Source organism: Undibacterium sp. FW305-107, assembly GCF_058788535.1.
In genome coordinates, this window is record NZ_JBYTAV010000005.1 from 189,955 (window position 1) to 215,824 (window position 25,870).

Here is a 25,870-nt window from a genome sequence, read left to right on the forward strand (position 1 = left end):
GGGGGCTTGTCGCGGCGATCATTTCAGCAGTCCAAGTTTCGCTCCTTTTTATACTCAAACCTGAAGGACGTTCCATGAAATCTGTTCTCAAACTGGCGGCTATAGCCACCTTGCTCTGTAGTTTTGCACCTGCACATGCGTTCCTGCAAGAGACCCATCGTCGTATTGCCATCGACGCGGTTAATTTTATGAAAAACAACCCTGACAAGACCAACTATAAAGCGCTGGCAAGCGGCTTGGCACGCGCTGGCATTACCGTAGACCAATTCGCCACAGCGATGGGCCAGGGTGCTTACGATGTAGATGACTTTGCCGATACCTATATTTGCGGCGCTGTTACCGGCGACTGCCAGTTGGCACCAGTCTGGGGTGCAGCACAAAGCATCGTCAAATACACTTCATACTGGCATTTCCAAAACCATACTGCAGGCCCTGATGTGCACGGCAACCCTTTTGGCGGCTATAACTATGCCAAGCTTACCGTGGCTGGCGATGTAGACAATCTGGCGGCATCCTGGCTGGTTGGTGATTATCTTGATGACGGTCCTGGTGGCATGAAGGGCTGGTTTGGCGACGGCAGCAAATACAACACATATGGAGTGACCGAAGCACATTATCGCCTGGGTGGTTATTCCACACCCAGCCAATATGCTGATTTTGAAAAAATCCCCTTCCAGCCCATCGATAATCTGGCGCAATACTGGTTCCAGCAGTTCCTGAGTAGCCCCAGCCTGCAGAGCCTGGGCTTTGTCATGCACTCTACTGATTTGCTGCAGCCCCACCATACCTGGACAACATCAGCCCGTAATCACTCAGGTTGGGAACAATGGGTCAACAGCTATTACGATAGCCAGAGCCTGAATGACCCGGCTTTGGTGGCAGCCGCGATGGCCGATTTCACACCATTGGCACCTAACGCTACCGATATACGTCAATTACTGACACAAGGCGGTACCTATTCTTATCAAAATGGCGGTATCGTTCTCTCATCTACCGACCAGAGTGACCGCGTCCGCACTGGTCGTCTGGTCGTGCCACACGCAATTGCCATGATGGTTCATGTGTTGAACCGTGCCGCCAATCGCCTGAACAGTTGAGGCATATCATGTACAGACAAGGCTACGGCCTGCAACGAAAAATGCGTGTAATAGGCATTGTTGGCTGCCTATCTGTACTGTGTTCAGCAATGTCCACTGCAATGGCTGTGGACATTGCCCCCACTGTGATGGTGATGAATCAGGCCACACCCCAACACGAACTGGCAGCACATCTCAATGGCACTCCTGTCTATAAGCTAACACTGGATGTATTTGCCCACATGGCGCAACTGGATAAACCCAAAACCAGGCGTGCCGATATCCTCGACAGCATCGTCAGCAACCGCTTGCTTGCGGAAGAAGCCCGTGGCCGGTTTGCCGAAGAGGAACTGCAGTCATCCAGGCGGGTGGCTTTTGAACCCGATGTGACTTTGGATAATCAGTTGAGCGGCTATCTGCGAACCGTTTATCGCAAAGATCTGGAAACAGCTATCAGCAAGCTTGCAGGTGGCAGGCTGGATGCGCTGATTCGGGAGCAAGGCAAGCTGGATGAAGACGAGTTGAACAGTGTTTTCGGCCCCAGAAGCAGGCTCATGCTTGACTATAGTCTGAACTTGGCACAGCAGACTGTTGCTGCCCGTGTCATGGTCTTGCGCTGCAACTTCGCACCAGCTGCCAGTATTAGCCTGCATGACATCTTCCGTCGCCAGAATGTGCAGGGAAGGGTGGAGTTTTTCAACCGTAACCGTGACTCCATTCGTCAGCAGGCGCAACTCTATCTGGCCAATTTGTATGTGCTTGACTGGGCACGTCAGCGCTTTGGTGAGTCGGCACTCAAGGATCTGAGGCGGGCATTGGAAGAAAAAAATGCAGTGCAAGCCATCATGAGCCTGCATGGTATAGGTGCAGATACCGATTCGGAAAGCAGACTCTTAAATCAGCTTGCGGCTGAAGTAAAACCCAAAGAAGTACAGCTCTACTATCGAGTTCACAAGGAAGAGTTCAAGCGTATTACTTCTGTTAAAGCGCGTCATATTCGCCTCGCCAATGAGGTGCTGGCCAGGCAGGTCGCCGACCTGGCACGCCAAGGCACCAATTTCGCCGACCTGGCACGGCAGTATTCCATCGCACCTGATGCACAGCAGGGTGGTGACATGGGCATCATTGTCCATCAAGGAAAATTATCCTGGTTGGCGCAATTGGCCTACATGCAAGAACCCGGCAAGGTATCTCCACCCATACGCGCTGCTGTAGCACCTGACGAAAAAGCCTATTGGGAAATCGTACTGGTGGAAAAACGCAATGAAGGCTATCAGGATCCAGCATCAGAAACCGTGCGTTATCAAGCCAGCAGGGCGCTGGCACAGGAAAAAGCCATCCGTCAGTTATCGACTCTACAGGCGCAATTGCGTAAGAACGCAAGAATTGAGATCAACCAGGTGGCACTGCTGAATGAATGAGTTAATAAATAACTAGCGAGCTAAGGCATTTACATTTATGAAGAGCATTTTCATCGCAACAGCAATCACGGTAACGGCAGGACTGACAGTCTGGCAATTCTGGCCGCAGCCTGAAGACAGCCAGACCCAACAGCAAGCCAAAGTCAATCTTTCCAGCTCCATTGGACCAGGAAAGCCTGAACGTGAGCGTGCAGCCTCGTGGCCGCCGCCATTTCCAGAGCGCACAGAGGAAAGAAAATTCGTGCCGTTGCTACCTACCGGGCCACAACTTTCTGCTGCCCAGAGCCTGGCGGCTACCCGCGATGGCGATCCACGCACGCCACCTATCCAGCATGATCAAGGCACTAAGGAAATGCCCACTGCAGCCGAACTGGCTGATCCGAAAGCCTACCAGAAGTACGAAGCCCGCCAAAACACGCACCTGTATGCTGCCTATGTACAGGCCGCAGACGAAGAGCTTCCACGCTTGCGCGAAGCAATCACTCGCGCCCGTAACATGGGTATAGCACCGGCAGAGATTGCCAAAGGCGAAGAAAAATTACGTCGCATCACCGCCATGCAAAAACAATTACTGACTGAGCATCCAGAATTGCAAAATGGTAGTGCAACGAAAGCAGATTCTAAATAAGCTGCTGAAATGCAGCTCCGATACCAGACGCGGAGGCAAGCCGACGGCGTTGGGCCCGATAAAATAGAAACCATTTGTCGCGCTTGTTTAGATAATTTTCAATATTCTTTACAATCATTTTTGGCTTGCCCTTAATGACTATAATTTCGCATAATTTATATTATGTAAAATAGCCTCCAGAATAAAGGCATGGATTTCTCGTAAAATTGCGTCAATATTTAATATGTTTCCAGCAATCGATTTGCTGCATAATGCTCTCCCGTTCATGCCGCTCATTGCAAAGCACCACTAACTACTAAAAACTACTATGCGTAAGAAAATCCGAGATGAAGTTATTTCTATCGCTCCCTTCGACGCCATGGAGCGTGATGATATTTCCCGTTGCCTTGCATGGATAGACTCCGGGGTTGATTTGTGTCGCATAGCAAAGCCAGCCACGCCGCCAATGCATCTCGTGTCATATTTTGTCGTTGTAGATGATGGACATGTCCTATTGGTGGATCATAGGAATGCCCATTTGTGGCTTCCGCCAGGTGGACATGTTGAAAAAGGCGAACATCCGCGTGTCACAGTTGAGCGTGAATTAGAAGAGGAACTCGGCTTTGCGGCATCACATCCAATAGGGGCACCTCTATTCGTGACCATAACAACGACTGTAGGACTGACAGCAGGACATACGGACGTTTCGCTATGGTACGTAGTGCGCGCCAGTCGCCACCAAAGTTTTAAATTTGATGAAGGCGAGTTTGTGGATGTACGTTGGTTTTCGTTCGAAGAAGTTCCGCTTGAGCGCACAGACCCACATATGAAACGCTTCATTGCTAAGTTAGTAAATAGCGAGAACACCTATGCAACAGCTTTAGAGTAATACATTCCAAGACTGAAAAATGCCTATTCTTTTTTTGTAAAAGAACACTGATTTTCATCAGGATTTGCCAAATGATTCAAGAGTTTTTTGACGTGCCAGTGGCATGCGCAGCCAAAACTCCTACTTCAGCATGGACATAGATCCAGGCATTTGGTCTGATGTGCTCAAACTTGACTCAATTCTGTGCTGCGCAAAAGGATCGGCCGCATCCACATACCGCATGGCGCTTTGTACGCTTTTCCAGCCTACGTATTCCATGAGGGTTTTCAGATCCCAACCATTACCCGTTGCCCAGTTGGCGAATCCACGCCTTAGTGAGTGCGCCGAATAGTTATTGGGGTTAGTGATGCCAGCATCCTTGAATATGGTACGCAGCAGAGGTATCAAGCTGTCCATATGAAGTCCCTGCTCCCCAATTTGCCCCCAGCGGTTCACCGATCTGAATACTGGGCCGGACTCAAGTGCCGCCAATTCTTTCCAGGCCGCATAAGCGGCAACTGGGCAGAACTGCTTTAGTGCCGGCGCTTTAAAAGTTACGCCTTTATTCTGGCGGTCACTTTTTGTATAGGGTAAGAAAAAACTCATGCCCTGACCAGGAATGATCTCAATGTATTCCACCTGCAGGCGGGTCAGCTCATCTCCGCGGAACCCGCGCCAGAAACCCAAAAGCAGCAATGCCCGGTTCCTGGTGTGCCTCAATTCTGCAGCCCGGTCGCCGGTTGCATTCGCAGTGGCAATCGCCTGCTCTATCCAGCGATCAACAATTTCGAGCTGGTCAAGCTGAAAAGGCTTGGCTTGTTTTTCCTGTGCTGGATGCTCTCTTTGTATGCCTCGCAGTACTTTTTTGACTAAGGGGGCTTTGGTTGGGTCTGGGAACCCCTGGTCTATGTGCCACTGCGCCAAAGCGGCCAGGCGCTGGCGCAATGTGTTGATGGCGAGTTTTTCGGCATGATCAACGAGGTACTGGGTGATGTTTTCACTTGTAGCAGGCAAGAAACCGCCCCACTCCACTTCATAGTGTCTGACAGCCGATTGATACGCGACCCGCGTATTGTCGCGGGTGCCGGCATGCAAGTAATGATCGATTTTGCTCATGCTGCATCTGCCCCAAATTCTCGTTTCATTGGCCAATTGGTACCATATCAAATAATTCGTCGATTTTAGTCCATTTTTGACCATGACACTGGATAAACCTATCTTATCCGGTGTTAATTAATTTATGCTTAACCTTGTAATTTATAATTAAATAGTATGTAATTACATAATACGTACCACATTACTAAATTTCATGGAGTAAAACATGGCCAGAACCGGATTGCTTAAACCTGAAGTTGAAAAAGCACGTAATTCAATCTTGGCCCAAGGACGTCATCCGTCAGTAGATGCGGTGAGAATTGCGCTAGGCAATACTGGTTCAAAAACCACTATTCATAAATATTTAAAGGAACTGGAAGAAGAAAGTGGTAGCCCAGTGGATGGAAAAACCTCGATCAGTGCAGCCCTACAAAACCTGGTCGCTCAGCTCGCTAGCCAGTTAGAATCCGAGGCAAGTAGCCGTATTGTTGACATGTCTATGGAGTTCACTGAAAAGGATCTGCAGCATGCCGCAGAAATTAAAGAAGTCACCTCAAAACATGCACAAGTAAAAGAAAAACTGGATCTGACAATTGCAGCCATCAAGCAAGAAATCGAAGCACACGAGCAAACAAAAGAGGTATTGCAAAGTGAGTCCATGGCCCACCATACCCTGGCCCAGCAAGTGATCGATCTCAAGGAACGTCTGGCTGAAAATGATGTCCACCGGCTATCGCTCGAAGAGAAGCATCAACATGCCCGGGATGCTCTTGAACATTACCGCAACTCGGTGAAAGAGCAACGGAACCAGGACATCCGTAGCCACGAGCAGCAAGTGCAACAACTCCAGGCTGAATTACGGCAACTGCAACAGGCATTAGTCGCCAAACAGAATGAAGTAACTCGTCTCAACCAGGACGGGGCACGCTGGGTCGCTGAAATATCACAAGCGCAAAAAACGATTTATGACGAACAGGCCAGCCACCGAAAGCTCAGTAGCCAGATAGATGCACTGCGTGCGATAGAGCAACGGGCAAAGGTGCTGGAACCCCAGTTGAAAGAAAAAGACATCAAAATCAAAGAACTGGAGGCACTGCTGCTTCAGTCTGTTGCGGCAGGCAATAACCAAAAGGAACAGATACACAGGATGGAAGTCGAGCAGGCAAGCGCTATTGCAAAGATCGAAGCGCAGCAAAATATGATGGTGGAACTCAGATCTATTCTTGCTGACAGAATAACTTTGAGTAGGAAAGGGTTATCCCCCGTGCATGAAACAAATAAGCCAGCAACCGATTAGCTTAATCAACTCTCTAATATTCTGCTCTTGATTTCAGGCAATCACCGCGCTTGCCCGGAGATACTTTATTACTGATTGAACTCGTGTACTTCTGTTCGTTCATTGTCAAATCCGTGCCGTGACTCATTCAGCAACTCAGTCATTCGGCGATAAAGTAGCGCAGGAGAAACCGGTTTGTGCAGTAAAGGAATACCCGAGGCACTTGCTTCCCGAAGTCGCTCCGGTGCGGTATCGCCGGTGATCAAAAGCGCGGGTATGTCCTCACCACATTGCTTGCGTACTATGGCAATAGCTTGAGCACCATTATTCAATTCCCGCAAGCGGTAGTCACTGATAATGATTTCCGGCGCAAGCAGTCGAGTAGTCACTAGTGCATCTTCGATTGATTCAACGGCGTTGCATTGACAGCCCCAGGCATCCAGTAATTGAGTCATACCATTTCGTACGGATGCCTCGTCATCAATTACCAGCACTCTGGCACTGATTTTGTACGTGTTGCAGAGCGCGTCACCAATGTCATTTTGAGCCACAACACTGGCATTGGTCAAAGGTAAGACCAGTCTGAACACGCTGCCTCGTCCCGGGCGGGACCTCAATTCTAATAAATGCCCAAGTTTCTGCGTCAAACCGTTGGCAATCGCAAGACCCAATCCCAGTCCTTTTCGACGATCTCGTTCAGGATTGCCGAGTTGATGGAACTCTCGAAAAATTTCCTTATGCTGAGATACCGGGATACCGATGCCAGTATCCCATACCTCTATCACAGCATAATCACCGCGTCTGCGGCACGCCACCAAGATACCTCCCTGATCGGTATAGCGAATCGCATTTGATATCAGATTACGTATGATCAAATCCACCAGTGCAGGGTCGGACTGAACGGCAATGTTTGTTTCTCGCAAACGGTACACAATGCCTTTGATATTGGCTTGCGGTGCGAGATCATTTTCAATCTTGTTCAACAAGGCTTGCAGGTGAAATGAGCGTACATTTGCCTCGATGACACCTGCTTCGATGCGCGAAAAATCGAGCAAGCTGTCCAGCATTTCAGCGGATGCGGTAGATGCTGAGCGAATGTTACCCAAAACCTGTCGCTGGTCAGCAGAAAGTTCGCTGCGAGCGAGGACTTCTAAAAATAAGCCTTGCGCATGGACAGGCTGGCGTAAATCATGACTGGCTGCAGCCATGAAGCGAGATTTCGCCAAGGTCGCGGATTCAGCCACTTCTTTTTGTGTCTTGAGTTCAGCAACCAGTTCAATATTTTCAAAACGTAGTCGCAATGAATCACTTACCATTTTACTCAGATAGCGTGCGAATACTGTCAGTGTAGGAATGAACATGGTAATTGACAGCACCAACGGCAAAATAAACGGTCTTTGGCTCGCCATGATGCAAACGGCTGATAGGCCAAATGGAAGGAAAGTGCTAAGGAAGGCGCGAAAGTCATGTGCAAAATAAATTGCCGTACAAACCCCCAGCAAAATGACCGCACAAAAGAATGCGAACTGCTCCAAGGGTTGACCGAAGGGGAAAAAGAAAAACATGCCTACAGCCCAGGCGACACTGGTTGCAAAACCAAGCAATCTGATGAAACCGAACAAACGGTAGATTTGTTCTGCATTTAATGAATGTCCGCGAAATTGTCGGATAACTAGAAACCAGGTGATAGTTAAACCAACAAAGCACCCTACCCACCCAAGCAAATAGACATGGTTGACGATACTCCAAAATACCCATGTAGTTGCGCATACTCCGGTCAGATTGATGAGTGCGGTAGCAAGGAAATTACTTTCTGCATACCGTACACGCTCGCCAAGAATCGCCTGGTTGACTTGCATCCGCTTTGATCTCTCCGGCTAACCGATCAGCCCGCGGCGATGAGCCACGAAAATCGCTTCAGAACGACTTGTAACCTGCAGGAATGCCAGTACCGCTTGCACATGGGCGCGTACAGTATTTTCTGAAAGATTGAGTCGTCGTGCGATCACTTTGTTAGCCAATCCTTGGCAAAGTAAATTCAATACCTCGCTTTGTCGCGGCGTCAAATGTGTCTGCTCAAAACGATTTTCGTTTGTATCCGCCTCGCCAGGACGAGGGAATTTTATTACCCGTCCACTTAGCACCTGGCCGACAAGCGTAAGTATGTTATCAGCAGTATCTCCTTTGGAGACAAAAGCAATAGCCCCTCTCTCAAGTGCTTGTTGCACCGTTTTTGGCGACGAGTCCGAGGAAAGCATGACAATAGGCGCTTGCGGCCACTTACGCTGAAGCAGCGCAATTCCATCGAGACCATTCAACCCCTGCAATTGAATATCCAGCAGGACAATGCTGGGCACCTGGGCGGTAGAGTGCATGGCTTCATCAAGTGAGGCCGCTTCCACAATTTGAGCTTCGGAAATACTTGAACGTAATAGCAGTGCGAGGCCAGCCCGCATTAAAGCATGATCGTCAACAAGGAGAATGGTGGTCGGCAACATAACGGCATTCACTGGTTTCGTGTGGAGCATAGCAAGTAAGCAGATTGCAGTTCTATAGTCCAATCAGACTATTTAATGAAAATTATTGTCTCACTATAATGCAAAAAAGGAAATTAAAGGATTGCATAACAGACAGCCATCGATAAGCCTCCACAGCCAGCCAACATTTTAAAAGCTGTTCCTATTTCACAATGACTAAGGAGCTTGTCAGCTGCCACGGGCACCGTTAGTGCGTTGATCTGGTAAGGAAATGAGCAGTATCAGATTTTTAGTTTCCTGTTGTTTGTTAACTGCGATGGCAAAGATTAGCTACCGCTACATAACCCTCTAACCGATAAGGAACATCATGTCTGCAAATCAATCTTTTCTTTCAAGCCCTAAATATAACTATGACTTCGTGGTTGCAACAACTGAGGCCAGTATTAACGATGGACTGAAAGAGTATCTGAGTACAATCTCGCAACCCGAAACGGTGTTTTGCTTTCTTGCTGACGATTTGGGTAATCCCACTATTGCCATCAGTCTGGCTGATCTCAAGGCGCGTACCGATGGCATTGACCCCTTTACGATACCTGACGGCACCACTTACAGCGATCCTCGCATCACCGCGTTGACGATGCGCCGTTTCATGGTTGGCATCAAAATGAAACTGGGGTTACCGCCCGGCATCTTGCCGCAGGACTTACCTGCCATCGTTAGCCTGGGTTCATCAGCAAACAATGTCACCTTCAATCTCTTGTGCAGTGAATTTCAAATCATCCAGAATACGCCGCCAGGTGGTTTCAGCAGCGTTGGCGCGTGGAATGTCTGGTCGCAACCTGCCAACAAATCCTGGTATTTTACGACCAAGGTCAATCTGGTCTATCAAGATCTGAGCAAAGAGCTCGACACACCCTACTTCAACAGTCATCCGGCCGAGAAAACAGCTCTCCTGAATCAGTTGGTCAATCTCGGGTCTGGTGCATTCAGCCTGCAACAGTTGCTGTTTGACCTGGACAATGCTGCACTGGAGTCTATCCCAGTGATAGAGGGGCTCGCGCCGACTTCGGATGCCGCCACGGTGCTGACACGTTCTTTCGTGAATGGTTATTTTGCGACACTCAAGGCGCATGGCGTACCTGTGCTGTCAGTTCACGCAGTCGCCAACACACCTGATGGCTCCACATTGCGTCTAACCGGCATAGAACGGGAAGTTGGTCTTTTTCTCGATGGCAACGGTGTCGTCATCCCCACCCCCACACCTGATCAGAAAAAGGTCACCACATTGAATTATCTGTGTGCCGCCAACAATCACGCTTTGCCTGGAGTGGCCAGCTTTGACTGGAACTGGGTCGATCCCACAGAGCTTAACAATGAAAGTGGTGTGATCGCCATCAACCGCAATACGCTGGCGAACTACTATCAAAACATTCTGATGCCCGTCATTCGCAATTCCTGCATCGGCGTTAGTGTGTATGTTACCTGCGACCATACTTGGGCACCGATTACCGGTATTGTCGATTATAACTGGACTTTGAGCCCGGGAAAAACACCGCAAACCGTCGTTATCCCACCCAGTGGCGACGCTGTGTTGAGCATCAGTTATCACAGCTGTGCCGAAGACCATACAAGTGCTGGAGCAACTTATGGGAAGTTGAAACTCTGGAGTAATTATGACTGCAGCGTCAGCTTCAAAGGAAACCAGATCACTATCGTGCAGCATCTGAAGATAAGGGCCTATGTGAAGTGGGATTTATCAGATGTGACCTACAACCCGTTTGACAAAACTCTGACCGATGTTTATACGCTGTCAGTCGGGCAAAACGGGCAACTGCAAATCAGCAATCCTGTCAGTACCCCGGAAGATAATTCCAAATCGCCAGACGCTGGCTGGTTTGCTAATCATTTCACCAGCGTCAAGGATATTGGTGAAGACATTAAAAAGAATGTCACCGGTTACCTGTCTACCAAGATCACCGATATTCCCGGTCTGGGATTGCAAAGTTTCGTGTTTCCAGGGGCGCGCGTATTTACCTATAAAGACGTGGCGTTTTCTGAGCACCAGGACCTGGTCGCAAAAATTACCTATGTAAAACCAAGTTGATGGATGCTTGGCTGGTGTCAGGCCGGATTTGAACCGGACTTGAACTGATCAGCGCAGGACTGACATCACAAGACCGAACGGAGTGTCCACCATGCCTGGACGCTCCATATCCAAACCATACAGAATGAGGAACGCAATGTCTAACGCACAACTGACGTTTTCATCCGAATTGATGAAAAATTATCTGCATGCCGAATTAATTTCACCGCAAAAAAAATTTGAAGCTTTGCAGACTGCAGACGGACATACCCTGTTGTTTGCAATTGATACCGATGGCGTGTTTAACCTGATCTGCGAAAGCAGTGGCCAATCTGTCGCTGGCTGGTCAAAAATTGACTTGAGTTCCGCGCGCATCAAGCTAGATTTTCCAGGACAAACTAACGCTGCCTGCCGTACTTTTGAAGCGGGTCAAAGTGCCAACGATGGTTCGCTCGGTATCGCCATGGTGGTGACCGGCAATTCTGGAGACCAGTTATATCTTTGCTTGGGCAATTCCAACACAGATATCAGTTGGGCAAGCGCACCGAACTGGCATTCAATTCAGTTCGACAATCCTATGGTAAAGCCCACCACACTGGAGATCGCCCATGTTTTCTTGGGTGAAACTGGCAGTGGTGGACAGTATATCGTTGTCGATATACTGCGCGACCCTGCCAGCCCCGTCCAGGACGTCATCAGGTTTTATATTGACCCCACAAAAACGGATGGTTATTATTGGCATCGCCACGATTTGCCTGTCGACGTCGAAACGGGTCACTACAGCAGTTGCATGGGCCGTCTGCCCAATGGCATGGTGGACGGCATCTATACCGCAGGCAAGGCTGGTAGCAGCGGCCAACTGGTGTTTGCCCCGCTGATCAATATTTTTGGCGATGGCCCGCCAATGCCGACCCGGCTTGACCTGCCCGGTGGAATCATTGCCGACGCTATCGCAGCGACCCGTAATCCGGACATGTCTACAGACTTATTCGTGACCAGCGGCAGCGCATTGTATTATTTCGCCAGCGCGGCACAGCAAGATTCTGCCACCGCGACTTTACTGTTTGAACACAGCTTGCTGCTTGGCGTAACACGTTTGTTCGCCTATCGCACTGACAGCCAGACCTATATCTGGGGCTTGAATCAGGATGATCAGGTATTTTATTCCGTCTGCGCCAACCAGGCGTTGACGACAGCCACAGCCTGGAGTCACCCGCTGCCGATACTGTCAGGTATCGATCAGGTTTCGCCGTATGTCAACAGAGCCAATTCTGGCAACACCCTGTTTGCCGTCGGCGACGATGCCATATTCAAGATGACGCGGTCACCGCAGACAGGTTTATGGACTAGCCACAGGATCAACATGCCAGCACCGGCACCAATTACTGTACCGCACAGTTTTTCTTCTTACACCACCAGACTACAGTTAAGCGACGATAGCAATCGGCCAGTAGCCAATTCGCCGCTAATGCTAAGCGCACTGTCACGCGGCAGCTTCTTCATCAACAATCTGTACTACGTGCTCGACACCACACCAGTCACCGTAAATACCGATCAACTCGGCAGTGTCACTATCATCGAAAGCGTGGACAATACCATCCATGGCACACGGTTTGTCGTCTCTGTACCGGGTGGAACAACGGTGTCCATCAACCCCATGGATGGGCCGATGAACAAAGTGGCACAGCTCAATTCTGAAGCGAGCCTGACAACCGCAGTGATCACCAATGCCGATGGCAGCACACGTCCGCTGGTGCCGCCAGACACTCCCGGCAGTGATCTCAAGACGGTGGCGAAATCCAACAGCAAGTTGATGGCGGCGTACACCAGGCTTGCAAGTAGCGCGCCCCAACACCCGTCCCTCCTCTCCGGCAAGCTGCCAGCGCCCAGGCAAACATTGGCGTTGGTCAGTTTCCCGGATGCCATCGTTGCCGATGCTGGTGATATCTTCCAGTGGCTGGAGTCGGGCGTGGAAAGCGCCGTCGATATCGTCGAAGATGCGGCAAGCGGGGTATGGAGTATTATCGCCAAAATCGCTGGCAAGGTCTATCAAGGCATTCTCGATAGTGCTGAAGCTGTCGTTGGCGCAGTCAAATGGGTATTTAACGCCATCAAAACCGCAATCGAAGATTTGATACTGTTCCTGGAGTTTCTCTTCTTATGGAAGGACATAGTCGCCACACATAAAGTAATGAAGAATGTCTTTACCCAATATGTTCGCCAAGCCATCACCAATTTGCGTGCCGACAAGGCAGAGATCACAGCAGCATTCACCAGCCTGCAAAACGACATCAATAAATGGGCCGACATCCCCCCCTTCGGACAAACCCCCGATACGACCGCTGCGGCGCACGGACCGCTGGACGGCCAACATAGTGCACCGGCCAATCTTGGCTTGCATCATTTTCAAGGCAATGCAAGCGCTGCCGTTTCTTCCTACACTACCCCCACCCTCACAGAATCCATATTCAAAGACTTGCTAGACTTGCTCTCGCGCGAAGAAGCCACGCTGAGTGGTGCTGCCAATTCACTCAAGACTGGCATCATCGACCAATTCGGGACGCTGTCGCTGACGCAGATATTACAGAAATTCCTCACCATCGTCGCCGACAGCCTGTTGCAAACCACAGAGAATATTGTGCTGGCCACTGTTGACGTGCTCTCCCAGCTTGCAGGTGGCATCCTGGATTTGCTGACGGCAAAAATAGATATTCCGGTGCTGTCCTGGCTATACCATGAAGTTGCGGATGAAGATCTGTCATTCCTGGATTTGATCTGCCTCATCAGCGCCATACCGGCCACCATCGTCTACAAGATCGCCTCGGGTTCCACTCCATATCCGCATGATGCAGCACTGACAAAATCATTGATCAGCGCAGTCGGACTTACTGAAGTTCAACAGATACTTGCCCCCTCACGTCAGTCAAATGCAGCCCCGCAACGCGTGAGGGCTGATGCGCATCTGATGGCGGCCACCGATACACCAGTAATCGATGGTAAAGCACTGGAGACTTTTGCGTTTGTGACTGGTTTTTGCACCATCGCAGGTGCCCTGGGAATGATACTGGCCTCCTTCAACACTCCTCCTGTATCACCACCCGCCCGCGAAGGAGAGGACCCATTGCCAAAGCCGACCATCATTTGGCCTGCAATCGCTGCCGTGTCCAACATCGCCTATGTATCGCCAGACATCTCGACGATCATGTGGCGTGGTCTGCGCTGGGATCAGAAACTCAACGGCATCCTCACCGATATCTCTCTCCTCAAAGGCTTCGTGATAGACCTTTTTTTTGCCGGATCAGCACTGTCACAGTGGTTGGAATTCGCTCTTAATCTGACCTGGAACACACCAGTTATTGCCAATATTTACTATACCATCGAGGCCAAGTCTGACGGCCCCGATGACGACCCAGCCATCGTGCCAGACACACTCGGTAATCTCGCTTTCAACGCAGGTGGTATGCTGGCACCTTTTACGAAAGATAAAGATGTCCAGGTTGCCCAAGCCTTGCTAATGGCTTATTACAGTCTGATGATGGTCATCAGTGGCAAAATCAACCGTTTCGGCCCATGAACAAACTGGGCGTATTTTGCTATAAAACCGGCTGTAAAACTAGTTGTATGACACCCGCACCAGCGGGTGTTTTTCAGCGAGGCAGGGTAAGCAGTATATTGGCGTCAGACCGTATAGACATATGTAAAAAGCCGGAATTAACAGAGTGTCCCGACCTGGATTATATGAGTGTCTATTGCATGACTTTTTCGGGTGTCATCGGCAAGCTACGCAAACGACGGCCGGTTGCGTGAAAGATCGCATTACTGACCGCGGCAGCCACACCTATCAAGCCAATTTCTCCTACGCCTTTTGCGCCCAGGCGGCTGACAATGCGGTCATCTTCTTCAACAAAAATCACGTCAATATCATGGATGTCTGCATTCACGGCTATGTGATATTCGGCAAGACTGTGATTCATGACGCGGCCCAGCTTGTGATCCATACAGCTTTCTTCCAGCAATGCCTGACTGATACCCCAGACTATGCCGCCAGTGATCTGGCTGCGTGCGGTCTTGGTGTTGATGATCTGCCCGGCCGCGATCGCGCTGACCACGCGTGTCACACGCACAGTGCCCAATGCCTCGTCTACCCTGACTTCGCAAAACACAGCTGAATGGGTAGCCCGCTGGTATTTGTGTTGTTTCAATACAGATGGCAACATCAGGTATTTTTCTTCTATGCGCGTTTCGTCTGCAGCAGACATGATATCTGTCAATGAAATGGCGGCATCTGCTTTTCCATGGATGCGCATGCTGCCATCGGCAAATTCTACCTGTTTGAAACTGGTTTTGGCAAAGCATGACTCAGGCATTTTCTTCGCCAGCTTGAACAAGTGCTTTTGCAACTTTTCACATACTCCTTGTACCGCCGAACCTATTGTCATGACATGGGATGAGCCACCTTCTACCGGTGCCACCGGCAAAGTGGAATCACCTAACTGGAAGACGATTTTTTCTAGCGGCAGCCCCATGCTTGTCGCAGCAATCATGGCCATGACGGTATAAGTGCCCGTCCCTATATCAGAAGCAGCGCTGCTAACCACCAGACGACCGTCGGCGTGCAACACTGCACTGGCGCGTGCAAAGAATTGCATGGCATCCCATATGCCGGTAGCCATGCCGTAACCGATGAGTTCATTCCCCTCACGCATGGAGCGAGGCTCCAGGGGCCGGTTTTGCCAGCCAAAGCGGGCGGCCCCCTGTTGGTAGCAGGCGCGCAGTTCTTTGGTCGAATACGGCAAGCTCGTAGAAGGGTCAATATCAGCATAATTTTTCAAGCGGAATGCAAGCGGGTCCATGCGGAGTTGGTAAGCCAGTTCATCCATCGCCACTTCCAGCGCATGCATGCCCTGCGCGGCACCTGGTGCGCGCATATTCACCGGGCTGGATTGATCCAGACTGACCAGCTCATAAGCAAGTTTGATGTTGTCACATGCGTAAAGCTGTCCAGACCAGTTGACGATGGTTTCTACATATTCTTCAAAGCGGGATGTAGTTGTGATGGCTTTATGGATAATCGACTTCAGCTTGCTATCCTGGTCGGCAGCCAGCTTCACAGTCTGCACGGTTTCGGGTCTATGACCTATGCCAAACATTTGCTGACGTGTCATGACGACTTTGACCGAACGTTGCAATTTAAGGGCAGCCATCACGGCCAGAGGCAATTGGTATTGCGGCCGCAAGCCAGCACCAAAGGCGCCACCTACATAAGGGTTTCTTACCGTGACTTTATCGCTGGAAAGACCAAACACGCGGCTGACATACCAGCGGCTGTTTTGTGAGCTCTGGGTCTTGTCATAAATCATCAGATGGCCGTCATCATCATGTATTACCGTAGTGGCAAACAATTCCATGGGATTGTGATGTTCGGCAGCACTGCAATATTCGGCTTCAATTTTGAATGCGGCTTGTGCATAGGCCTCGTCAGCATTGCCTTTTTCTCTGGGTGGTGGTGAACCGCCTCGCGTATTGCCGGGTTCCCGGCCATGTTGCAAGTTGTTCTTCAGATCGGTTTCATGTTTTTCAATATCGATGTGAACCTCCACCAGCGAAGCCGCATAGCTCGCGGCCTCAAGCGTCTGGGCTAGTACCAATGCCACTGGCTGTCCGCTATATAGAATTTTTTCATCGTACAGAGGGCGAAATGGCGACCCGCCGGGTGCCGCCATATCTTTATAGAACAGATCAAAAGAACGTATTTTGGGACGATTTTTATAAGTGATAATATCAACCACCCCTGGCACGGATAATGCCCGGTCCAGCACAAAATTGGCGATGCGTCCTTTGCAGATATTGCTATTGACCACTACTCCATACAACATATCTGCATCATCTATGTCGGCAGCATAATGCGCCTGACCACTGACCTTGTCACGGCCATCAATGCGGGAGACCGGCATGCCTGTAGTGACGAAACCTGCTCCCTCATCGGCAACGGGGCTGTGCAATGCGCTGATCAGGTCTGTCATGTTGCCACCCTTGTGACATCAGGCTGATGCCTAGGAGAAGCGGCTGCCATTTCCAGGGCGCGTACGACTGCGCGATGTGCCATGCCAAGTTTGAAGTCATTATCGCCCTGCCCCTGTGCATCTTTCAACAAAGAATCTGCAACCCTGACAAACGCTGTGCTTGTTGGTAATTTGCCGGCCAACAGTGCTTCGGCCTGAGGCATGCGCCATGGCTTGTGGGCGACACCGCCAAGGGCAATGCGTGCCTCATGTATGCTGCCATCGTCTGCGATATCAAGCGCAGCAGCTACTGACACCAGTGCAAAGGCATACGATGCGCGGTCACGCAATTTCAGATAGGTGCAATGGTCTACAAATTGCTGTGCAGGTGGCAATTCGATATGCGTAATAAGTTCGCCATCAGCCAGGCTGGTATCAATGTCGGGCCTGTCACCGGGCAGGCGATGAAAATCGGCGAATGCAATCTGCCTTGATGCGTCTGAAGACCGGACATGAATGATTGCCTGCAAGGCAGCCAGGGCCACGCACATGTCGGAAGGATGAGTAGCAATACACATCTCGCTGGCACCAAGTATGGCGTGCTGACGGCTAAAGCCACCGATGGCAGGGCATCCACTGCCGGGTCGACGCTTATTACATGGCACGGCTACATCATAGAAATACACGCAGCGCGTTTTTTGTAATAAGTTCCCACCATTACTGGCCATATTGCGAATTTGAGCGGATGCCCCTGCCAATATCGCCTGAGACAACAAGGGATAATGCTGCCTGACCAAGGGGTGATAGGCGGTGTCAGCATTACGGACCATTGCACCGATCAGCAAGCCACCACCAGGACTGGGCTCTATAAGCGTAAAGGGCAAGTGATTGATATCAACGAGACTGCCGGGCGTTTCTACATGTTCCTTCATCAAGTCAATCAGATTGGTGCCACCTGCAATGAATTTTGCTTTTCCTGATCTGTCCATGCCTACTTGCTGTAAAGCCACAGCAACATCAACAGGAGCAGAGAATGAAAAGGGGTTCATTTTGCCACCGCCCCGGGTACCATGTCCGCCCCAGTATTGTCTTCTGGCGTAGTCAGGCCCATGACTTCAGTAATAGCCGCCATGATTTGCGGGTAAGCCCCGCAGCGGCATAAATTGCCACTCATCAATTCACGGACATCGTCTACAGTTCTGACTTCGCCTTCTGCCATCATGCCTATTGCGGAACATAATTGACCAGGTGTGCAATACCCGCATTGCAGGGCATCATGTTGTATGAATGCCTGTTGCAAAGGAGTAAGCAAGCGGCCTTTAGCCAGACCTTCCACAGTAATGATAACGGCATTATTTTGCATGACGGCAAGCGTCAGGCAGGAATTAATACGCTTCCCATTAACTAAAACGGTGCAAGCACCGCATTGACCATGATCACAGCCTTTCTTGGTACCAGTCAATTTGAATTTTTCACGCAACAGGTCAAGTAAAGTGACCCAGGCCTCGACATCGATTTTTTGCACATGCCCATTGATCGTGTATTGCACAGGGTAGCACTGAACGGTGGATGTTGAAGGTGTGCACTGATTCGCGGTATCGACAGCAGTATTCATCACTATCTTTCTTGGCTGGCATGACTCGATTTTAAAGACATACGACATTAATAACTGTACGTTCGCGTACAGACTGTCAGATGCAAAAACCAGGTTCATGCCATCGACCTCTATTCCTATGGTTTTGAATATTTTTTTACACGCACTGCCAACTTGCAAAGCCATGAAACTGCACCGTCAACATATGGCTTACATCATCTGACATGGATATGGCGCGTTTTCCTACGCTGGTCCTACTCCCTCTAAAAAAAATTGCAACTATGATGTCCTTACTGATTGCAACCGATCAGTAAAACGCGACCGCGGCATTCAGCGGAAAACTTTAAGGAGTTAAGTATGCCTACTCAAGCAAACAACAACCAACCTCAAAAATCTGGTAACACTCAAGGCGGTACTCACGAGCAACACGTGAAGGCCGGTCAGCAAAGCCACAAAAATGACGCTCAAGGTTCCGGCCAGGGCTCAAAATCTGCCAGCGGCAATAATAGTTCTGGTAACTCCCAACGTAACGATTCCAAATCCGCTCCTGATTCCAAAAATCGTTAACTCCTTATTGCTATTCAAACTGAATAGCGTGGTTGTGCGATTGTGTGAACAATTGCCTTAGCCAACAAGGAAAGAACAGGTTTGGAAATTTGTAGCTAATGTAGACTTCACCGTCTCATCATGGCTTTATTATTTCCAAGCCTGTTAAAGCGTTCCGGTACGCTTTAACGCTATCTTCATTCACAACATTTGCTGTCATTGCTTCCACCACTCTCTCCCGATCATGCAATGCCTTATCCTGATTAGCTACTCTCCTACCCTGACATATCAAAAGATCTGACAGCTCGCCGTGCCGTTCTGTTTTATCGTGATGCTCAATCTAAAAAAATAGCTTGAGACATGACACCCGCTACAATCGCAAACCGACATCCTGCTGCAAACTCTGGCATCAAGAGGCAGAAAACTGTTTCACTAATAAAAAGCGATGTGCAATTTGCTGCAAAAAAGGCAGGCTTGTCTTACGTCAGCGATCAAATGCCAGGAATTCGACGCTACCCTGTCAACAGCCGTGGAAAAACGGCGTTCAGATACCTCACTCCGCAAGGTAAGCCCTTGAAAAACGGCCAAACATTGGCACGTATAAAATCCCTGGCCATTCCTCCGGCGTGGACTGATGTGTGGATTTGTACGCAAGAAGATGGACATATCCAGGCCACAGCAAGGGATGCGCGGTTACGCAAACAATATCGTTATCACAAAGATTGGCGTAGCATCAGAGATGAGGCCAAGTACGACAACATGCTGCCGTTCGCATCGGCTTTACCTCAGATAAGAAAACAGGTAAGCAAGGCACTGGCAATGAAGGGACTACCGCGCGAGAAAGTCATCGCTACGGTAGTAGCCCTGATAGAAGATACCAGCATGCGCATAGGTAATGATGAGTATGCGCGCACCAATCATTCTTATGGCATCACGACGCTCAGAGAAAAACATGTGCATCTGACCGGCTCCTATCTTCAGTTTGACTTTCGTGGCAAAAGCGGTGTGAAACATACCATCAAGCTACGAGCACCAAAACTATGCCGTATCATCAAGTCCATGCTGGACCTTCCTGGCCAGACACTCTTTCAATACCTGGACGAGGAAGGCCAGATTCACACAATTAATTCTACTGACGTGAATGATTACATACGCAGCGCTGCCAATGGTGACTTTACGGCCAAAGACTTCAGGACCTGGGCTGGAACAAGCTTTGCAGTGCAAGCCTTGCTGGAAATCGGCGCGGCAGAAACACAGGCAATCGCCCGTAGCAACCTGGCCGAAGCCGTCCGCCGGGTTGCCCGGAAACTGGGTAATACTCAGGCAGTCTGCCGTAAGTGCTATATCCATCCACAAGTCGCCATTTCATATATGGAAGGGACATTGGCAGAGGAATGGCATGCAAGTGAACGTGCGGCTAGAAAAGGGAAATTCACATTGAAAAAAGATGAAACCATCATGGTAAGACTTTTGCAAAAATGGCAGAAATAATTTATCAATGATAAAAGCAGCTCCGCCTTAAGGATGATATCGGTACAAGCCATATTCATCCGAGATAGCCTGATAATGCCATGCCATATTGATCTTGTTGCTGTAATGACTGGCTAAATCCGCATCCAGCAAGCCAAATGGAGTAAGGCTGGCAGCGAACAGGCGCAAGGCCCTGTGACGCAGGGCAACGCCAAAATTGAGGAGCGCCCTACGGCAACTGATCAGTTCAAATTCATTAAACGATGTGTCCGTGATCAGGCTGAATTGTGACCAGATCAGGTTTTTTTGCAGATGATCCGTTAGTATCAGCTTGCCGTCTTTTTCCTGAAAGTAGTCGGCCAGCCTGCCGTGCCCGCCACTTGAAAAGTAATTTTTTTCATACTCAGCGAATTTCCCGACAGAGAACCCTGTGTCCGTCATTTCTTGCAAAAGTGCTTCGTTTGAACAGGTTACGTAGACTGCCGCTTTTTCGTATACCTGCTCTTCCTGGAGCAAGATAACGAGGGTGTAAATTTCTTCAATACTGGAACAATCTGCCATCCATATTCGGGTATGCGAATGTGAACGCAGCCATGGTGATAATTGGCTGCGCAAGAATTGTAGTCGCTGTGGTTCGCCAAACAAGGGAAATGGGCACAAGAGAAGAGCATGCAATAAAGCATCCCACTGCGCGTTGTCATGCAATATGCTGTCTTGTAATGCTGAATAGGTTTTGATCGAATTCTGCTTCATTAAGGTATTGAGTTTTTCCACCAATACCATGCGATCAAAACCGCGGAAGTCATCACCGCGATAGCGGTAAATGGCTTCCAGCAGCATATCGAGTTCTATATCCTCGACTTTTGATGCGTTCATCGGATACCTGCTTATTCCGTCAGCCAGACACGCATCAGTGACAGTAACTGCGCGCTATCTACAGGCTTGGTAATATAGTCTGACGCTCCCGCTTCAAAGCACTTGTCCCTGTCACCTTTCATGGCCTTGGCCGTCAAGGTGATGATGGGCATGCTTTTGAACTTGGGTACTTTCCTGATGGCGCGCATGGTATCGTAGCCATCCATCTCCGGCATCATGATATCCATCAAGACGATCTCAATCTCGGGATCCTGTTCCAGCAGTTCTATGCCATCCCTGCCGTTTTCCGCAAAAACGACCTTCATATCCTGCCTTTCCAAGACTGTCGTCAGGGCAAAGATGTTACGCAAATCATCATCAACGACAAGTACTTTGCGCCCAGCCAGCGTGCCATCGGACGCGTGCATGTCTTCCAGCATGCGTCTTTGCAATTCGGGCAGATCGGCAGGCGAGCGATGAAGGAACAGTGCCGTTTCATCAAGCAGGCGTTCTGGCGAACGGGCATCTTTGACGACGATGGTTTTAGCGACCTTGCGTATCTTGGTGACTTCCTTGCGCGACAACTCCTTGGCCGTATAAATGATGACAGGCAAGTCCCTGAGTTTTTTATCTTTGCTGATGGTTTCCAGCAATTCAAAACCATCGATATCAGGCAAAGTCAGATCCAGCACCATACAGTCAAAATGTGTACTTCTCAGCGCTTCCAGCGCTTTCTGACCGCTTTCTACGGCAGTGATTTGTACATCATGCTCACCTATCAGATCTACAATGCGGCCACGTTGTAAATCTTCATCTTCCACTACCAGCAAACTGCGTTTCCTTCTGATCAGGAATTGTTGTATGCGGTTAAATTCCTCTTCCAGCCTTTCGCGCTTGATTGGCTTGGTCAGATAAGAAATGGCACCATGTTGCAGACCGCGCTCGCGCTCGTCCGAGTTGGACATTATATGTACAGGAATGTGCCGCGTGCCTGGGTCGCGCTTCAGGCGGTCCAGCACGGTAAAACCATCACAGTCTGGCAGATCTATATCGAGCAGGATGGCGGTCGGACAGTAATCGCGTGCAAGTGTCAGCGCTGCATCACCGCTTTGGCTGACGATGCCCTTAAAGCCCTTTTCCCTAGCGAAAGCGAGCAAAATGGCAGAAAACCTGGCATCATCCTCGACAATCAGCAAGGAAGGATCACCACTGGCGATCATATTCCTGTCATCGAATGCAGCTTCACCTTCAGCATAGTTCAGGCTCATCGTCGCCGCTTCAATCGATACAGCACGCGCCAATCCATCAGAACCAGTCATGGGGGCTTCCAGCACTCTGGTGAGTGTCGGGGGGGCTGAAGTTGCATTTTGTTGCGGCATCTGGCTAATCAGCCCACCTCCGCTATACGGCAAGAACAATGTAAATGTACTGCCTTGTCCAACTATACTGGTCACACGGATTTCCCCTCCCAGCAAACGCGCCAGTTCGCGGCTAATGGAAAGCCCCAGTCCAGTACCGCCATATTTACGTGCCGTACTGCCATCTGCCTGCTGGAAAGCTTCAAAAATCAATTGCAGCTTGTCGCTGGCGATACCAACGCCTGTATCTGCCACCGAGAAAGCCAGTACTGCATCAGCATGACTTAACTGTGGCAGGTCAGCAGTCCAGCCTGACTGCACGACGCCAATACTGAGCCGCACTTCCCCGCGTGAGGTAAATTTGAAGGCATTGGATAGCAGGTTTTTAAGAATCTGCTGCAAGCGTGTCGTATCGGTTCTGATCGCAGCTGGCAAACCTTGGTCGAGGGTAATCGAGAAATTGATATTCTTGGCTTCTGCCATGTGGCGGAAAGTACGTTCTACATAAGACGCCAGTATCGACAGGCGCGATTCGCTGAGCTCCAGCGTGACGGTACCGGATTCTATTTTCGACAAATCGAGAATATCGTTGATCAGCGTCAGCAAATCACTGCCGGAGCCAAAAATCGTCTTAGCGTATTCCACCTGGTTGCCAGACAAATTACCCTGAGGATTGTCACTCAGTTGCTGGGCAAGGATCAACAAGCTGTTCAGTGGCGTACGCAATTCATGCGACATATTGGCCAGGAATTCGGACTTGTATTTGGATGACAGTGCCAGTTGCGTTGCTTTTTCTTCCAGCGCCAGTTTGGCTTGTTCGACCTCGCGATTCTTGCGTTCCACTTCAATATTCTGGTCGGACAGCAGGCTGGCTTTTTCCGCCAACTCCTGGTTCGTTTGTTGCAGTTTTTGTGCCAGTGACTGGGATTGAGTCAGCAGACTCTCAGTACGGCTATTCGCTTCAATCGTGTGCAAAACAACGCCGATGGATTCCATCAACTGATCCAGGAAACCCATATGCGTTTGCGTGAACTTGTCGAGCGAGGCAATCTCGATAACCGCCTTTACCTGCTGTTCAAACAGGATAGGCAAGACCACGATATTAGTCGGCGGCGCAGAGCCCAGGCCGGATGATACCTTGATATAGTCACGCGGCACATTGGTCAACCATACCCGGTTTTTTTCCAAGGCACACTGCCCTACCAAGCCTTCGCCAGGCAGAAAGGAGGTCGGTAATTTACTGCTTGAACGGTAGCCATAACTGGCGATCATTTCCAGCAAGGGAGCATCGTTATTCGAGTCCATCATGTAAAACACTCCATGATGGGCAGATACCAGCGGCGCCAGTTCAGACAGGATCAACTTGGTGACCGTACTCAAATCACGCTGGCCTTGCAGCAAACGGGTAAAGCGTGCCAGATTGGTTTTGAGCCAATCCTGTTCAGCATTCTTTTGTGTCGTTTCTTTCAGGTTACGGATCATCTCATTGATATTGTCCTTGAGATCGGACACCTCACCGCGTGCCTTAACTTGAATCGAGCGTGACAAGTCCCCTCGTGTTACCGCGGTCGCCACTTCTGCAATCGCACGTACCTGGGTCGACAAATTGGCGGCAAGCTGGTTGACGTTTTCGGTCAAATCTTTCCAGGTACCCGATGCTCCTGGCACACTGGCCTGGCCACCGAGCTTACCTTCGACACCCACCTCACGAGCAACGGTTGTTACCTGGTCGGCAAATACGGCCAGCGTGTCCGTCATTTCATTAATGGTATTGGCCAGCGATGCAATTTCACCCTGCGCAGCCACGGTCAGTTTCTTTTTAAGATCCCCATTAGCCACGGCTGTTACCACACCGGCAATACCCCGTACCTGCGCTGTGAGGTTGGCCGCCATGAAATTCACGTTTTCGGTCAAATCTTTCCAGGTACCACCAACACCTTTTACTTGCGCCTGTCCACCGAGTTTGCCTTCAGTACCCACTTCACGCGCCACACGGGTTACTTCGGACGCAAATGAGCTGAGCTGATCCACCATGACGTTGATAGTGTCTTTTAATTCCAGAATTTCGCCTTTAACATCCACTGTGATTTTTTTGGACAAATCGCCATTTGCCACTGCCGTCGTCACGTCGGCAATATTGCGTACCTGCCCGGTGAGATTGGATGCCATGAAATTCACGTTATCGGTCAGATCTTTCCAGGTACCAGAGGCGCCGGGTACATTCGCCTGGCCGCCCAAACGCCCCTCTGTACCCACTTCACGCGCCACCCGTGTCACTTCTGAAGCGAAGGAATTAAGCTGATCCACCATGGTATTGATGGTGTCTTTCAACTGCAAGATTTCACCACGCACGTCGACCGTAATTTTTTTGGACAGGTCGCCATTCGCCACCGCCGTCGTCACATCAGCAATATTACGCACCTGAGAAGTCAGGTTACCCGCCATGGAGTTGACCGAGTCGGTCAGATCCTTCCAGGTACCCGCTACACCAGGTACATTCGCCTGACCGCCGAGCTTACCTTCAGTACCGACTTCACGCGCCACCCGCGTTACTTCAGAAGCAAACGAGCTGAGCTGATCCACCATGACGTTGATGGTGTTCTTTAATTGCAGAATTTCACCCTTGACGTCGGCCGTGATTTTCTTGGATAAGTCACCATTCGCCACCGCTGTCGTCACCTCGGCGATGTTACGCACCTGCCCGGTCAGGTTGGATGCCATGAAGTTGACGTTATCGGTCAAATCTTTCCAGGTCCCACCCACCCCTTTCACAAACGCCTGACCACCGAGCTTGCCTTCAGTGCCCACTTCACGTGCCACGCGGGTTACTTCAGAGGCAAACGAGCTGAGCTGATCCACCATGACATTGATGGTGTTCTTCAATTCCAGAATTTCACCTTTAACGTCGACCGTGATTTTTTTCGACAAGTCTCCTTTCGCAACAGCCGTCGTCACATCCGCGATGTTACGTACCTGCCCGGTCAGGTTGGATGCCATGAAGTTAACGTTATCGGTCAAATCCTTCCAGGTACCGGCAACGCCGGGCACATTCGCCTGGCCACCCAGCACACCTTCGGTGCCGACCTCACGCGCCACCCGGGTTACTTCAGACGCAAATGAGCTGAGCTGATCCACCATGACG

Annotated in this window: 17 protein-coding genes; 9 read left to right on the forward strand and 8 right to left on the reverse strand. The window is 50.0% G+C overall.

What is annotated here, in order from left to right; genetic code table 11:
- Positions 1–74: 74 nt before the first annotated feature.
- The 4 genes from AC3WQT_RS12820 (at position 75) to AC3WQT_RS12835 (ending at position 3,993) form a co-directional block, all read left to right on the forward strand.
- A complete protein-coding gene (locus AC3WQT_RS12820; protein WP_492704342.1) occupies positions 75–1,097 on the forward strand; it encodes a phospholipase in 1,023 nt (340 codons plus the stop codon).
- Between the two features lie 89 nt (positions 1,098–1,186).
- Complete coding sequence (locus tag AC3WQT_RS12825) at positions 1,187–2,497, forward strand: peptidylprolyl isomerase (RefSeq protein WP_492704343.1); 1,311 nt, start codon at positions 1,187–1,189, stop codon at positions 2,495–2,497.
- 37 nt (positions 2,498–2,534) lie between these two features.
- On the forward strand, positions 2,535–3,125 hold the full coding sequence (locus tag AC3WQT_RS12830) for a hypothetical protein (RefSeq protein WP_492704344.1): 591 nt from the start codon (positions 2,535–2,537) through the stop codon (positions 3,123–3,125).
- Between the two features lie 307 nt (positions 3,126–3,432).
- Positions 3,433–3,993 carry an NUDIX hydrolase gene (locus tag AC3WQT_RS12835; protein WP_492704345.1) on the forward strand — a complete coding sequence of 187 codons (561 nt, stop codon included), beginning with the start codon at positions 3,433–3,435 and terminating at the stop codon, positions 3,991–3,993.
- A gap of 120 nt (positions 3,994–4,113) precedes the next feature.
- On the opposite strand, the gene AC3WQT_RS12840 is transcribed toward AC3WQT_RS12835, so the two are convergent.
- Positions 4,114–5,088 (reverse strand): site-specific integrase, encoded by a 975-nt coding sequence (locus AC3WQT_RS12840; protein WP_492704346.1) that lies wholly within the window; start codon positions 5,086–5,088, stop codon positions 4,114–4,116.
- A gap of 205 nt (positions 5,089–5,293) precedes the next feature.
- On the opposite strand from AC3WQT_RS12840, the gene AC3WQT_RS12845 reads away from it, so the two are divergent.
- Positions 5,294–6,364 (forward strand): DNA-binding protein, encoded by a 1,071-nt coding sequence (locus AC3WQT_RS12845; RefSeq protein WP_492704347.1) that lies wholly within the window; start codon positions 5,294–5,296, stop codon positions 6,362–6,364.
- Positions 6,365–6,432: 68 nt separating this feature from the next.
- Here AC3WQT_RS12845 and AC3WQT_RS12850 read toward each other — a convergent pair whose 3' ends face one another.
- Positions 6,433–8,202, reverse strand: coding sequence for an ATP-binding protein (locus tag AC3WQT_RS12850; protein WP_492704348.1), 1,770 nt, complete (start codon positions 8,200–8,202; stop codon positions 6,433–6,435).
- A gap of 18 nt (positions 8,203–8,220) precedes the next feature.
- Complete coding sequence (locus AC3WQT_RS12855; RefSeq protein ID WP_492704349.1) at positions 8,221–8,841, reverse strand: response regulator; 621 nt, start codon at positions 8,839–8,841, stop codon at positions 8,221–8,223.
- A gap of 346 nt (positions 8,842–9,187) precedes the next feature.
- Here AC3WQT_RS12855 and AC3WQT_RS12860 point away from each other — a divergent pair, with 346 nt between their 5' ends.
- Together AC3WQT_RS12860 and AC3WQT_RS12865 are read left to right on the forward strand one after the other, a co-directional pair.
- Entirely contained in the window at positions 9,188–10,924 is a 1,737-nt protein-coding gene (locus AC3WQT_RS12860; RefSeq protein WP_492704350.1) for a hypothetical protein, read from the forward strand.
- 136 nt (positions 10,925–11,060) lie between these two features.
- Entirely contained in the window at positions 11,061–14,477 is a 3,417-nt protein-coding gene (locus tag AC3WQT_RS12865) for a hypothetical protein (RefSeq protein ID WP_492704351.1), read from the forward strand.
- A gap of 172 nt (positions 14,478–14,649) precedes the next feature.
- Here AC3WQT_RS12865 and AC3WQT_RS12870 read toward each other — a convergent pair whose 3' ends face one another.
- Genes AC3WQT_RS12870 through AC3WQT_RS12880 form a run of 3 tightly spaced genes read right to left on the reverse strand, consistent with a single transcriptional unit; the run spans position 14,650 to position 18,520 of the window.
- On the reverse strand, positions 14,650–16,926 hold the full coding sequence (locus AC3WQT_RS12870) for a xanthine dehydrogenase family protein molybdopterin-binding subunit (RefSeq protein WP_492704352.1): 2,277 nt from the start codon (positions 16,924–16,926) through the stop codon (positions 14,650–14,652).
- A complete protein-coding gene (locus tag AC3WQT_RS12875) occupies positions 16,923–17,954 on the reverse strand; it encodes an FAD binding domain-containing protein (protein WP_492704353.1) in 1,032 nt (343 codons plus the stop codon). The genes AC3WQT_RS12870 and AC3WQT_RS12875 overlap by 4 nt, the downstream gene beginning before the upstream one ends.
- The gene (locus AC3WQT_RS12880) at positions 17,951–18,520 is read right to left on the reverse strand and encodes a (2Fe-2S)-binding protein (protein WP_492704570.1); all 570 of its coding nucleotides are present in this window, start codon (positions 18,518–18,520) and stop codon (positions 17,951–17,953) included. Before AC3WQT_RS12880 ends, AC3WQT_RS12875 begins: the two co-directional genes overlap by 4 nt.
- 336 nt (positions 18,521–18,856) lie before the next feature.
- Between AC3WQT_RS12880 and AC3WQT_RS12885 the strand changes: the two genes are divergently transcribed.
- Both AC3WQT_RS12885 and AC3WQT_RS12890 read left to right on the forward strand, forming a co-directional pair.
- On the forward strand, positions 18,857–19,066 hold the full coding sequence (locus tag AC3WQT_RS12885; RefSeq protein WP_492704354.1) for a hypothetical protein: 210 nt from the start codon (positions 18,857–18,859) through the stop codon (positions 19,064–19,066).
- 426 nt (positions 19,067–19,492) lie between these two features.
- A complete protein-coding gene (locus tag AC3WQT_RS12890; RefSeq protein WP_492704355.1) occupies positions 19,493–20,536 on the forward strand; it encodes a DNA topoisomerase IB in 1,044 nt (347 codons plus the stop codon).
- 27 nt (positions 20,537–20,563) lie between these two features.
- Here AC3WQT_RS12890 and AC3WQT_RS12895 read toward each other — a convergent pair whose 3' ends face one another.
- Together AC3WQT_RS12895 and AC3WQT_RS12900 are read right to left on the reverse strand one after the other, a co-directional pair.
- Positions 20,564–21,391 (reverse strand): CheR family methyltransferase, encoded by an 828-nt coding sequence (locus AC3WQT_RS12895; RefSeq protein WP_492704356.1) that lies wholly within the window; start codon positions 21,389–21,391, stop codon positions 20,564–20,566.
- Between the two features lie 11 nt (positions 21,392–21,402).
- Positions 21,403–25,870 (reverse strand): response regulator (locus AC3WQT_RS12900; protein ID WP_492704357.1); only part of this gene is annotated, 4,468 nt, incomplete at its 5' end.